The sequence below is a fragment of the Leptolyngbya sp. FACHB-8 genome (assembly GCF_014695575.1).
In the GTDB taxonomy this organism is placed as follows: Bacteria; Cyanobacteriota; Cyanobacteriia; order Elainellales; family Elainellaceae; genus Vacuolonema.
Genome location: NZ_JACJOO010000026.1, coordinates 1 through 13,413 on the forward strand (window position 1 = coordinate 1; position 13,413 = coordinate 13,413).

8 protein-coding genes are annotated in these 13,413 nt (G+C 49.7%); 2 read left to right on the forward strand and 6 right to left on the reverse strand.

Translation table 11 applies throughout. The features are described 5' to 3' along the window. Positions 1–807: 807 nt before the first annotated feature. The gene (locus tag H6F91_RS05530) at positions 808–1,932 is read left to right on the forward strand and encodes a TRAP transporter substrate-binding protein (protein WP_190769939.1); all 1,125 of its coding nucleotides are present in this window, start codon (positions 808–810) and stop codon (positions 1,930–1,932) included. 360 nt (positions 1,933–2,292) lie between these two features. On the opposite strand, the gene H6F91_RS05535 is transcribed toward H6F91_RS05530, so the two are convergent. The 4 genes from H6F91_RS05535 to H6F91_RS05550 form a co-directional block, all read right to left on the reverse strand. Then, positions 2,293–3,627 carry a TRAP transporter large permease subunit gene (locus H6F91_RS05535; protein ID WP_190769940.1) on the reverse strand — a complete coding sequence of 445 codons (1,335 nt, stop codon included), beginning with the start codon at positions 3,625–3,627 and terminating at the stop codon, positions 2,293–2,295. Between the two features lie 205 nt (positions 3,628–3,832). Then, positions 3,833–4,450 (reverse strand): TRAP transporter small permease subunit, encoded by a 618-nt coding sequence (locus H6F91_RS05540; protein ID WP_190769941.1) that lies wholly within the window; start codon positions 4,448–4,450, stop codon positions 3,833–3,835. 339 nt (positions 4,451–4,789) lie between these two features. Next, a complete protein-coding gene (locus H6F91_RS05545; protein WP_190769942.1) occupies positions 4,790–5,680 on the reverse strand; it encodes a pentapeptide repeat-containing protein in 891 nt (296 codons plus the stop codon). A gap of 60 nt (positions 5,681–5,740) precedes the next feature. Further along, entirely contained in the window at positions 5,741–8,470 is a 2,730-nt protein-coding gene (locus tag H6F91_RS05550; protein ID WP_190769943.1) for a GAF domain-containing protein, read from the reverse strand. A 997-nt stretch (positions 8,471–9,467) separates the two neighbouring features. Between H6F91_RS05550 and H6F91_RS05555 the strand changes: the two genes are divergently transcribed. Beyond that, a complete protein-coding gene (locus H6F91_RS05555) occupies positions 9,468–10,568 on the forward strand; it encodes a DUF3419 family protein (RefSeq protein ID WP_199307652.1) in 1,101 nt (366 codons plus the stop codon). 22 nt (positions 10,569–10,590) lie between these two features. On the opposite strand, the gene H6F91_RS05560 is transcribed toward H6F91_RS05555, so the two are convergent. Then, positions 10,591–11,046, reverse strand: coding sequence for a hypothetical protein (locus H6F91_RS05560; RefSeq protein WP_190769944.1), 456 nt, complete (start codon positions 11,044–11,046; stop codon positions 10,591–10,593). A gap of 123 nt (positions 11,047–11,169) precedes the next feature. Beyond that, positions 11,170–13,011, reverse strand: coding sequence for a zinc metalloprotease (locus H6F91_RS28235; protein ID WP_199307653.1), 1,842 nt, complete (start codon positions 13,009–13,011; stop codon positions 11,170–11,172). Between the last annotated feature and the right edge of the window lie 402 nt (positions 13,012–13,413).

Below are 13,413 nucleotides of genomic sequence, written 5' to 3' on the forward strand. Positions count from 1 at the left end.
AGCTGCTTGGTCGCTGGGGCTAAGGGTCAAAACTGGAGGGCGGAGTCCAGGCATAATCTTAGGGAGCAGTGCAACCCTCTAATCATAGGCAAACTTAAGCCGCTGAGTACTAGTAGGTTGAGGCGGAAATCCATCACCTATGTTTTTGTGTAGGGTGCTTCGCACCCTACACAAAAACATAGGTTGCGAACTTAGGCCGCAGCCTACTAGCCAGTAGTAGGAGAATGAAGCGGGACTGAAAGAGTAAGTGGACCTGCAATATGTTTGTTGGTAGCTGCGATGATGAACAAGAGCATGTGAAAATGATGGTAGCCTGTTCGCGGACAGACGCCACAGCAATCCTGAGCCCTTATAAAGAGCCTGCGGCGGTGATTCTTCGCACAGAAGCTTCAACCGAGAGAGTTTCTGCTTCTTGCAACGCTTTGCGCTTGAATCAACCACAGTTATTTTTGTGAGAGCTGCGCAGAGCGCGGCTCTCACAAAAATAACCAGACTTTAAACGCTTGAAAAGCGGTGTAATTGCGATCGCTTAAAGCTTCTAATCAAGAATAGTCTGGTGTATTGTTCCGCGCTTTTCTCATTCATTTCCCAAGCAGCTTAGGATCCGGCACCGAATAGAACTTAGATTTTTTGTGGGAGGCGCAGCTAAACCACGCCTCTCACGAAAATCCGGGTTCTATTCTATTTGCATTCCTTAGGAACGCTATAGATGAAAACTTTTTTTGACTTCTGCGCTATACAAACATGTCTTGTGCTGGAATGCTCTAAATACACAATTGTCATCTTCCCCTTGAATCCCCTCCTGATATGAAACGTCGAAATCTTTTAAATGCCGCAGCTTTGGGTGCCAGCAGTGCCGTAGCTATGGCGGCCTGTAGCCAGAACAGCACTGCAGGCACTACCACTGCATCAGCTGATGACTTACCCACAATTGAATGGGAAATGGCTACTAGCTGGCCCGTTTCCCTGGATACTATTTTCGGTGGGGCACAGGTTTTGAGCGATCGCCTTGCAGCGTTAACCAATAACAAATTTAAGATTACTCCTCGGGCAGCCGGCGAACTGGCCCCCCCTCTGGAAGTGCTGAATGTTGTCTCCCAGGGGGCAGTTCCCTGTGGGCACACCGCCTCTTATTACTATTTGGGTAAAAGCCCGGCTTTGGCCTTTGGAACGACAGTGCCCTTTGGCCTGACCCCACAGCAGCAAAACGCCTGGCTCTATGAAGGAGGCGGCTTACAGCAACTTCAAGATTTGTATGCCAGCAAGTTTAATGTCATCCAATTTCCGGCGGGTAACACTGGAACTCAGATGGGGGGATGGTTCCGCAAGGAAATTACATCTCTAGCAGATCTGCAAGGACTAAAAATGCGGATTCCGGGACTGGGGGGCCAGGTGATGGCGAAGCTGGGAGTTACCGTACAAAATTTGCCGGGGGGTGAAATTTTCCAGGCATTGCAAACGGGTGCGATCGATGCTGCTGAATGGGTTGGCCCCTATGACGATGAGAAGTTAGGACTCTACAAAGTTGCCAACTATTACTACTACCCGGGCTGGTGGGAACCGGGGGCGACCCTGGAAGTACAGGTCAACCTGAATGAGTGGAAGAAGTTGCCGCCATCCTATCAGGCGGCTCTGCAAACGGCTGCCTATGAAGCGAATCTCACGATGCTGGCTCGGTATGAGTCCCGCAACAATGAGGCGTTGCAAAAGCTGACGGAGAATGGTGTGCAGCTACGGTCCTACGGCGAGGAGATTATGACAGCGGCTGAGTCTGCCGCCTTTGCCCTCTACGATGAGTTCGCGGGTAAGGACGCGGATTTCAAAGCGGTGTATGACGGATGGAAGCAGTTTCGCGATCGCGTCTACGCCTGGAATAACCTTAATGAGGCGAATTTTACCCGCTTCACTTACAGCAAACTGAATACCAAGTAAGTTGCTGAAAATCTTTAAAGAACTGGTGCAGCATAAAATACTGCACCAGTTTTGTGTGAAATCTTATGGTCTGAATTCCAAACTTGGAAGATAGGTTGCCCAGAAGTTCGTATCCCTATCCAATGCTTATGGATTAACGATACCCATTACCCAATACGGATAGTCTTCTCATTTTTAACAGAATTCTCTGTCAATACTCTGGACAGTTTTTCTAAAACCCTTGATTTTGCGTGCGCGAAGCGCACGCAAAATCAAGGGTTTTAGAAAAACTGTCCGAACTAATGAAACATGTGAATGGGGTGTGGTGAAGGGGGGCACGACACATCCCTTTCACCACATCCCATTCACTACCGGACGCTGTTATTGAAACGATAAATCGACTAGCCAGCGAACGGTTTGTGGAAAGATAATCACGATCATTAATACTAAAAATTGCAATGCCATAAACGGCAATGCACTTCGGTGAATATCCACTGTGCTCACTTCCTTAGGAGCCACACTTTGCAAGTAGAAGAGCGAGAAACCGACAGGAGGTGAGATAAAGGCAGTCTGTAGGTTGATGGCCATAATTACCCCAAACCAGACCATATCAATTCCCAAGGCTTCGGCAGCAGGTACGAGTAGAGGCATGGCGATAAAGCAAATCTCGATGAATTCGAGAAATACCCCAAGGGCAAAAATCACCAGGTTGCTGACAATTAAAAAGCTGAGGTAGCCACCGGGCAGGTTTACCAGCAGCTCAGTAATGAGTCGTTTTCCTCCTAAATCGTCGAATACCAGACTGAACAGTGACGAGCAGAAGAGAATCATTAAGACGAGAGCGGTAATCACCGCTGTCGAATGGGCAGCATCGTGAATGAGCTTTTGATTCCAGCGGCGATTCATAACCGCGAGTAAACACGCACCGACGGCACCTACTGCGCCTGCCTCTGTTGGAGTCGCGAACCCGAAGAAAATGCTACCGAGAACGGCAAAAATTAGGATGATGGGTGGTAGGACGGCCTTCAAAACTTTTTTGAAGAGAGCCGCTCCTCCAATGTCTCGCACTTCCAGGGGCAGGGCTGGGGCTATTTGCGGCTTTATGAGAGCCAGAATCAGCACGTAAAGGGCGTAGGAGCCGGACAGCATGAGCCCTGGAATCAGTGCCCCCAGAAAGAGATCACCTACCGAAACCCCAATCTGGTCACTGAGTACCACCAATACCAGGCTGGGGGGAATGAGCTGGGCCAGAGTTCCCGATGCGATGATGATCCCTGCCGCCAGTTGCTTGTCGTAGCCATAGCGGAGCATCACGGGGAGGGATAGTAGGCCCATAACGATGACGGTAGCGGCGACAACTCCGGTAGTTGCGGCCAAGAGCGTGCCTACTACAATCACGGCTAGAGCCAACCCACCCCGGAGCCGCCCCATAAGGATGCCAATGGTTTCCAATAACTCCTCGGCAATGCCAGATTTTTCCAGCACGGCTCCCAGAAAGACGAAGAAGGGGATCGCCAACAGGGTGAAGTTTGACATGGTGCCGAACCAGATGTTGGGCAGCAACAACAAACGGTTCAGGTCAAACGCACCAACGGCGAGACCAATGCCGCCAAAGATCAGAGCTGTACCCGCAAAAGAAAAAGCAACGGGATAACCCGTAATCAAGATGACGAAAAAACCGACGAACATGGCGATCGCCAGCCACTCATACCCCATAACCACCCCTCACAACACCATCTAAATAACAGCGAACAGGCTGGTTGTGTGGAATTATTGCTGGACAACCAACTTGTCTTCGATGGACACGAACGATATTTTTCATAGTAATTGGGATATGTTTGAGTGCTTCAAATGTCTATGCGTAAAATGCATACATACCTCAAGCTCTCAAACATATCGGTCGAAGTATGTTCATAGTGGTTTATTCATAGGGAAGCTGCTCTGTGTCTTGCTGGATTTGTTCTGTAACAGTGTTGTAACCCAGTAATACCGCTGTGTACTTAATGCTCTGAGAAATGGCCTGCAGTAACAGTAGGGCTAATCCAACTAGCACCATAGCCTTGATGGGAGCCCGAGGTAATCCATTGGCGTCTGAAGACACTTCCCACGGGCCCCAGGTGCCATCCGGCAGCCGGCCCCAAGATGCCAGCACAGGATTAAAGGTGACATACAAGCCAAGGATGCAGAAGGGAATGAGAAACAGTAAGGTACCCAACAGATTGACCCAGGTGCGGCGGCGATCGCTCCAATGGGCGTACCAGAAATCCACTCGCACATTCTGGTCATGCTTGAGAATGTAAGCAAAGCCCAGCAAGAAGAGGATCGCGAAGAGGTACCATTGCAACTCAATGAGGACGTTGGAGGAAAGCTGAAGACCAATAAAGCGGCCAACATAACGAACTAGAACGTTATAAAAACTAATGGCGATCGTTAAAACAACCAACCCTACCGATAGCTGCCCGACCCAGTCTGTGAGTCGGTCAATGGCTTCAGATAACCGTAATAGAGCCCGTACAGGGCCTAAACTTCTTCTGTGCAAAGTGCCTATCCTCTAAAGCCGATGAGAAAAATTGATGGTCATCAGAATACAGCAGTGGGTCCACTCTGATGAAACTTCCTGGGGAAATCTTATCGAGGCTTGGTTAAGGGCATTTTCGAGTGCTCCGTATAGCATTCGAAAACGCCCCTTTTGGCGTGGGCTTCGTGCCTACTAAAATAACCTCAGTTCGGGTTAAGGGCTTTTTCGAGTGCCGCGCGACGCGCGGCACTCGAAAAAGCTCATTGTTGCGTGCGCGAAGCGCACGCAACAATGAGCTTTTGGGCTTATCCCGAACTGAGGTTAAAATAGGCGATTCAGCTTATTTCGCATAGATGTTAATTAGGCTGTACGCTCCTGGGGAAAACCTGTATGTTGAAGCCGGCAGTAGCCCCGACTCAGGGGCGAATTGACGACACGCATCTCAGGGGTGAGGCGAACACCTGCAAGGTTGGCACCTGTCAAATTGACGTCCGTTAAATCAGCTTCTTGCAGATTGGCATCGCTCAGGTTGGCATGGCTTAAATCAGCTCGCATGAGAGATGCTCGATAGAGATTAGCAGCATGTAGATCGGCGGCGGTTAATGTAGCAACGCGCAGATAACTATTGCTGAGATTGGCAACACTCAGATTCGCCCGGTCTAGATTGACGCCGCTGATCTTGGCTCCGCTTAAATCAACCCCATCTAAATCAACCCCATGTAAATCGATGCCGTTGATGAAGGCTTTACGCAACTGCACTCCTGTTAGCCTTGCCCCAGTTAAATTGGCACCGCTGAGCTTGGCTCCTGTCAGGTTTGCCCAGGCCAAATTGGCCTTCTGCAAATCGGCTCCCCGCAGGTTGATCCCACATAAACGTGCTGCACACAGATTTACCTCTGGAAGCTGGGCTTCCCGCAGATTAACTCCCGTTAAAATGGCCCCACTCAGGCTGGCTCCTGTTAATTTGGCCTTGACTAGGTACGCTCCCGTTAAATTTGCTTTGGTAAAATTTGCCTCGCTGAGATTGGCTTGCCCCAGCTTGGCATAGGTCAAATCTGCACCATAGAAAAAGGCACCCACCAGAGAAGCTCCCGTGAGAACCGTACGCGTCAGGGTAGTGAAGGACAAAAATGCTCCATCCAAAATAATGCCGCTTAAATTTAGTTCTGATAAATCGGCCTCGGCTAATTCCACTCCAGCAAAGTTCCGTTCTCCAGCGGCGTAGCGTGCCACGAGTTCATTGATGTTCATCCCTAACCTCCCGAGGTGAATTGAAGTGACAAACCTCTACAAGGTGTTGAGCAACGGGCTCTATGGTCGATGGGTGTGAAGTGGTAAATCCACCGTAAAGCACGTTTGCTTAGCATTACTTGTGACGTTAATCGAACCGTCTAAGTATTGTACCAATCGCTTCACCAATGCCAATCCTAGCCCTGTACCACTATGTTTCCAGGGGTCGTGGGAGGGAATGCGGTAAAACTGCTCAAAGATGTGGGGTAACTCGTGGGGAGGAATCTCTGCCCCTGTATTGGTGACGTATAGGCGAATACGCGATTGTTGAGACAAGGATTCAACTAGCTCGGCCTTAACGATAATTTCTTCGCCAGCGGGCGTAAACTTGTAGGCATTGGTGAGTAGCTCATCAAACACACGGTTGAAGGTGAAGAGATCGGTGACGATGAGCGGTAGATCTGGGGGGATCTCAACCCAACAGACCTGTTGATGTTCTTTAAATCGTTCTTCAAAGGTTTCGATAATTTGGGGAAGCCAGTCTTGCAGATGGAAGATGCTGGAGATAAAGGGTTGGGTTTCAGCATTGATCTGCTGGAGCAGCAACAGGTCATTGATCAGGTTGATTTCGCGATCGCACTCATCCCGCAGAATGTTCAAACACCGCTCAATTTTAGGGTGGATGGGCTCACCATTTTGCCGCAGCAGTACATCCATCAATTGAGCAGACATTTTGATGCTGGAAAGAGGAGTGCGCAGCTCATGGGAGGTGGTGCTGAGGAAATCATCTTTCAGCCGATTTAATTTTTCTAGCTCGCGAATTTGGGTTTGAGCGGACTGGTAGAGCCGGGACTGGCGAATGGCGATCGCACACTGTTTCGCCACCTGCTGCACCAGTTGTACCTCCCGCTCATCAAAGACTCGCTCCTTCCAGGACAGCAGCTTTAGATCCCCTAAAATGCCCTGCTCATCATCGACGATGGGGTGGCACAGGATAGCCATCGGCTCCGAATTTTTGTGAAAGAGCTGAGAGCAAAACTGTCGATACTCTCCCTCCATCAGCGGGGCGTAAACTTCTGGGTAGTTTGCCATAGAAATAACGGTTCCCAGAAGCGATGAGCTCGCATCGGCGTACTCATAACTCACGGTTGCCTTCTGCTGTTCAAGGTTATAGAGGCTGGCATAACAAGTATGGAGATTTAAGGCTAGCCCCAGTTCTTGTACAGCCGTTTGAAGAATTGCCTGCTCGCTGAGCGTGCCATGAATTCTGTCGGTAATGTGTCGTAATACGGCTTCTGAACCCAAGGACCTCTGCAGTTGAATGGTCCGTTGGCGTACCTCAAATTCCAGATCGGTGTTCAGCTTTTGCACCTGCTGGTACAGCTCGGCTTGTTGAATCGCAACAGCCAACTGGGTTTCTAACCGTTGCAGCATGGCTATTTCCCAGTCTTGCCAGGGATGGTTAAAAGCACATTGATGAACAATCAAGAGCCCCCAAATTTGCTCCGGTTGAGATTTTGGGGAAGGTGATAGATCACCCACAGGACTTGCCCTTGGCAACCCTTTCGATAATCGCTGGTTTTTGAGCGATCGCGGGCTTGTATGCAGGATGGGAATAACCAGTTGGGATTTGACATGAAAGGTTTCGAGCAGTTGCACGTAGGCTGGATCTAAGTTGGATTGTGAGATGTTGGCGATCGCCTGATACTGCCCCTGTTGGTAGGGCTGAATAAAACGCCGCTGCTCTATCCCCACATCTCCAATTTCCCAGCCCAGAAGCGGTGGATAGGTTGGGGAGCAGGACTCGACCAGCACAGATCCAGAACTGCCAGATAGGGTGGGGCGGTAAATAATGACGCGATCGGCCCCCAGCATCTCTTGAACCTGGTGGACCGTGGTTTGCAACACTACTTTGAGATCTAATGATTGGCGAATCGCCTGGGTAACTTCTTCTAGCAGTTGTTCTTGCTTTAACTGAGAGGCCAGAGCGTCTTCAAAACGCTGGCGATCCGTTACATCATGAACGATGGAGTAAAGGAGTTCGCGGCCCTGAAGATGCAGCAGGCTGGAATGTACCTCTACCTGACGAATCTCCCCTGAAGCGAGGCGATGGGGGAAGTAACAGCAGCAAGGTTGATGGGAATGATGGTGATCCAACTCCCCATGCATGAGGTCAGTGGGCAGACGATTAATGTCTGAAATTTTCATCTGCCGTAATTGTTCTAATGGGTAGCCGTAGAAGGCGATCGCCGCCGAATTGGCGTCCACAATCATGTCCGTTCTCAGGTCACTCAGCAGTTTAATGGTTGGACTTGAGTCGAAGGATTGTCGATAAAATTCCAGCGCGTCTTGCTGAATGCGTTGGCTGTGGATGTGTTCTGTAATATCCGTCACTGAAAAAACAACGTGGTGGATATTTCCTACCACGTCTTTTAAGGGGGAGCCATTAATAGATAGGTATCGTCGCTCCCCCGTCGGCCACTCAATGGCGTGCTGTATGTCAAAGACCGCATTCCCGGTTTGCATAACCCGTACGAAAGGTAGCTCTTCGTTCGGGAAAGGATGTCCTTCAAAATCTGTAACCTTCCAGCCAAGGGAATTGTACGATCGCTGCGTGACTTGAGATTTTTGAAGACCTAATATCTTTTCTGCAACATCGTTTGCAAAGACGATGTTGCCCTGGGTATCCACTACAGTGATGGCAGCTGCGCTAGTTTGAAGAATGCCTGCCAGTAAATCCTGGCCAAGGAGTTCATCCGTATCGGATACGAGTGATGGCTCAGTCTGGAATGAATCGATCGATGAAACCATACTGTCGCCTCCATGATTGCGCAGTGCCGATTTATGGCCCTTCGGCTGAGAGGAAACACCCTTACTGATATATCTACATTTACACCGTTTTTATACGGATGCCATCCGCTAAATTATGAGACTTTAACAGAATGAATCCGCATATGCTTAGTATTCCCCCGGAACTCATTACTCACGCAGATGGAGATTATCAGTTTTGCAAAGGATAGAAGTCAATTGCCTACCTTCTCTAGAACTACCCGTTGTTGAATAGAGCGATGAAATAGGATACAGCACTGTGGTTCTACGTCCCATTTCATCGCTCTATTTAGCCGCACCCAAAACTAAGTGAGGAACCATCATAAAATATGAGAGCTACAATACTGTGCTACCTGTAAAGGAGACGGTACAACACTTTGAGCTCTCTGTTTCATTAAGTTGAGCTACGTACCTCTAGCCCTTCAGCGAATACCATTTTTACATGACGCTATACAGAATGGGATGGGTAGTGCGCAATGCCACCCTTCCCATTCTGCGCAACTTCATATTAATTCGATATATACGGGTTGCCCAATTTCCGGGCTGGCGTTAGCCAACACATTTCCTAAAAAAGAGGTTAATAGCTAGAGGCTTCTAGCAGGGTTGTTTTTCATTCTCGGAGAAGTATTTTTGCCGGAAAAGTAAATTTTAAAGAGACACTTCAATTGATTCTGGACAAAAGCTACCCAATATAGTTCCTGTAGAAAAATACATTCTTCAATATCTTCTAAGCCACAGTTTTTTCTGTCACTAAGCAGGGATATGAGGCGTGATTGGGTTGATAGGTTAGATGGGCAAAATTCTCAATGAGCCTGTTGTTCAGGGTGAATCTGCCAGCTTCACTCTTAACAAAGGTTCATGCATTTCTAAGCTGTTGATCCCCTTCCTGTCGCCATAACATTCCTATCTAATTTATGGAATGGTTTTTGCAAGGTGGAGTGGCGCAGCCCACCTCGCAAAAACTATTGAAGGTTCCTATATGATGACCCGTGACATTACTAGCCGTGCTAGTTTTTCCCAAATTCGCTATGCCCAGTGTTGGGAAGATGCTGACATTTTGCTCGAAGCATTGGATTTGCAACCGGGGGAGACGTACCTGGGGATTGCCTCTGCTGGAGACAACATCCTCGCCATGCTCAGCAAAAATCCGAGTCGGGCGATCGCTGTTGACCTTAGTCCTGCCCAACTGGCTTGCCTGGAACTGCGAGTTGCCGCCTATCGTGAGTTAGAACATAAGGAATTGTTGGGATTGATGGGCTCAACGGATTGGGGCGATCGCCTTGCCCTCTACCAGCGCTGTCGAAGCCTGCTATCGAGCGATGTCCAGTATTTTTGGGACCATCATTCCGACCTGATTGAAGCTGGCATTGGACAGGCCGGAAAGTTTGAGCATTACTTCACGTTGTTTCGTCGCTACGCGTTGCCATTGGTGCATTCACGGCAACGGGTGGAACGGCTGCTGCAAGGAGGCACCCTGGAACAGCGCCGCGCCTTCTACCGACGAGAATGGGATACCTGGCGTTGGCGGACCATGTTTCGCGTGTTCTTCTCGCGCACGGTGATGGGGCAGATGGGACGCGACCCCGAATTTTTCAAGTACGTGGAGGGGAATGTGGGCGATCGCATCTTAGCCCGCACTCAGTATGCCCTCAGCGAACTTGATCCTGCCAAAAATCCTTACTTGCAATGGATTCTGACGGGGCACCACACCACTGCCTTACCCTATGCCCTGCGTCCAGAACACTTTGATGCTATCCGCCAAAACCTGGATCGGCTAGAGTGGCACTGCATGGCCCTGGAGGACGTGCTGGATCGAGTGGACGATCACACCATTCACCGCTTTAACCTGAGCGATATTTTTGAATATTTGTCGCCGTCTAATTCTCAGGCGCTACTGCAACGGCTGGTGCAGTCTGCGGTGCCCGGTGGTCGGCTGGTTTACTGGAACATGCTGGTTCCTCGTTCTCGCCCGGAAGCTATGGCAGATCAGTTATTGCCCTTAACGGAGTTGAGCGATCGCCTATTTACACAGGATAAGGCGTTTTTCTACAGTGCCTTTGTGGTGGAACAGGTGCAGTAAAGTTTTTGTGCTCCGCAGGGGGTTATTGCGTCTCCCGCACCTTCAAAATTTGTCCGTCACATTCCACGATGGCTAGCCGGTAAGGCGTTGCAGATTGTTCTGAGAACTGCACTTCGACCACATTTTCCGTCGGAGTTCGCCATTGGCCCTGGGTAGGGACGCTGCGATCGCTAGGACCAGGTTGATAGCGAATAAACTCTCCATTTTGCCGAAATTCCAACCCATCCCGAGGCATCCGTGCCGGGGGGAAGGCATAGGTGATGGGGCGATAAACCCGAATGTCTCCCTGATCTTCTTCGCGGGAGTGAACCCACCGTCGAAAAATGGGGTTGGGTAGTGTCATAACAGCAACCTGCGAAGGAATGGAGGATGTAGCAGGGGTGTGAGCCAGGGGCCAGAACAGGACAGGGAGGAGTATCAGGGAAGCCAGGATACCCAGCGTCTGCCCCACAAACACAGCAGCTCCAGCTATCCACATAAATACCTTGTATAGATAGCTTTCTGTACGCGAAGCATACAAGAAATGAATGTTTGACGGCTGAATTTGTTAATAGTTTGTGCATTAGATGCACAAACTATTAACCGTTTAAAGGACAGGTGATTAAGTTGTCGGATCATAGAACAGCAAATCGGTGAAATAGTTGCTGCCGAAACCCCCGGGTACGATTAGTTTCCAGGAATTGCGCCATCCAGAATGCTTCTTCAGGAGGGACAGCTTACCCTTGCCATCGGTGGTGTAGAATTCACCTTCTCCCTTAACGGGATCGTAGAACAGCAAGTCTGTAAAACTATTTCCGCCAAAGAGCCCAGGGACGATGAACTTCCAATCCTTTCGCCAACCCGAATATTGGGCTTGCTGAGTGATGTTACCGCCCGGAGTCGTGGTGTAAAATTCCCCTACCCCAGCGGCTGCATCATAGCAGAGGAAATCCGTTAATCCACTTCCGCCAAAATTGCCGGGTACGATGAGATTCCAGGTTTTTCGCCATCCCGTATGTTTCTTCAGGAGTGTCATCCCACCCGTACCATCCGTGGTGTAGAACTCGGCTTCACCCGTTGTTGCGTCATAGAACAACAGATCTGTAAAACTATTTCCACCAAAATTACCAGGTACAATCAGGCTCCAGGTTTTCCGCCATCCCGTATGTTTTTTCAGTAGCGTCACATTACCGTTGCCATCGCTGCTGTAAAACTCACCTTCACCCGTTGTCGGGTCGTAGAACAACAAATCTGTAGAGACATTGCCTCCAAAGTTTCCAGGAATGATCAGCTTCCAGGTATTTCGCCAGCCAGAGTACTGCTTCAGGAGCGAGAGCGTTCCGCTACCATCGTTGGTGTAGAACTCACCTTCTCCGGCGGCAGCATCATAGAACAGTAAATCGAAATAGACATTGCCGCCGTAGTGCCCGGGAACGATCAGATTCCAGCTCTTCCGCCATCCAGAATGTTTTTTCAGCAGGGTGATCTGCCCAGTGCCATCCGTGGTGTAAAACTCCCCTTGTACCGGGGAAGGAGGTGGAGGCGGGGTGGGCTGCCCAATGGTTGGACGGGCTACATCCAGAGCGGACTGCATTCTTGCTACCTGCCCCGCCGTGAACATGAACATGCCGGCATCATCGGTATAGTCCATGTAATTCATGAATAAATCGCCGTTCGGGCCGTTGCTACAGGTTACCCGTGGAAAAGTGGGTACTCCAGTATTAGGACCAGCCTGGTTAGGGGTGTCCGCGACAAAGTCGCTACCGTTACAGCCGTCGCCATCGTCGCCCCAAATGTGGCGTAGATTCAGCCAGTGCCCAATCTCATGGGTAGCGGTGCGGCCCAAATTGAACGGAGGTGCTGCTGTGCCAACCGTACCAAAGGCCGTGTGCGTGATGACGACACCATCGGTTTCCTCTGGGCCACCGGGGAATTGGGCATAGCCCAGTAAACCACCGCCCAGCAAGCAGACCCATATGTTGAGATAGCGATCGCTCGGCCACGCATCTGAACCACCCGTCACCTCATACTTAATCCGGTCATCATCCATAAAGGCTTCTTCCGTCGTCGTCTTGCGGATAATACCGGTGGTGGGGTTGCCGTTGGGATCGGTTGTTGCCAGGGCGAATTCGATACGCGCGTCGGCTACGAGGGGCTTAAATGGGGCTGGAACGGAAGCAATATCCGGGTTGGTAGCTCGAAAATCTTTATTTAATACATTAATCTGACTTTGAATTTGAGCATCCGAAATATTTTGCTCAGGACTATTGGGGTTATAGACGACATGCACGACGACGGGAATGGTCGTAATTCCTGTTCGGCCTGTTGGAGTGCCCTGCTGTGCTGCCTGAGCACTGCTTTCAATTTCTTGCCGGTTTCTTAAATAAGCGATGTTCGAGGTTAGGAGCCGGAAGTGGACGGCCATCGTGCCACAGGAACGTCGCCGGGGTAAGCCAACAGTCATGTATCAAACTCCTTTGGTAAGGGGGCTGAGTTTGGAATCAGAAGATGTTTAAAGCGTTCCGGAAAAGGTTACTTTTTTGAGGGGAAGTTCCCCCGAAAAAGTAACTCTTGATAGGCTATTTCAAACATCTGTTCAACGCAATTATCACAATTATTAACACGTTCAATCATAAGGGGGGATACCCCCTGAGGGTACTTTATTGAGGCGTTTGAGCGGCTTTAATTCTTATATCAGATCCGCCAATAGCCGGTACATTTCTTCTGAAACCCTTAATTTTGTGTGCGCTCGGTACAAATAGAATTAAAGGTTTCATGCCAAACTCTTATGAAGCTGCTCAGAATAGGCAGCTTTGTAAAGAAACGGTATCAGGAGCTATTTGAAGTAGTTGCTTGGCGCGATTTT

Bases quoted from the DNA above. Each gene is read 5' to 3' on its own strand.
- H6F91_RS05530 (WP_190769939.1), top strand. From the start codon at position 808: ATGAAACGTCGAAATCTTTTAAATGCCGCAGCTTTGGGTGCCAGCAGT.
- H6F91_RS05535 (WP_190769940.1), bottom strand. From the start codon at position 3,627: ATGGGGTATGAGTGGCTGGCGATCGCCATGTTCGTCGGTTTTTTCGTC.
- H6F91_RS05545 (WP_190769942.1), bottom strand. From the start codon at position 5,680: ATGAACATCAATGAACTCGTGGCACGCTACGCCGCTGGAGAACGGAAC.
- H6F91_RS05550 (WP_190769943.1), bottom strand. From the start codon at position 8,470: ATGGTTTCATCGATCGATTCATTCCAGACTGAGCCATCACTCGTATCC.
- H6F91_RS05555 (WP_199307652.1), top strand. From the start codon at position 9,468: ATGATGACCCGTGACATTACTAGCCGTGCTAGTTTTTCCCAAATTCGC.
- H6F91_RS05560 (WP_190769944.1), bottom strand. From the start codon at position 11,046: ATGTGGATAGCTGGAGCTGCTGTGTTTGTGGGGCAGACGCTGGGTATC.
- H6F91_RS28235 (WP_199307653.1), bottom strand. From the start codon at position 13,011: ATGACTGTTGGCTTACCCCGGCGACGTTCCTGTGGCACGATGGCCGTC.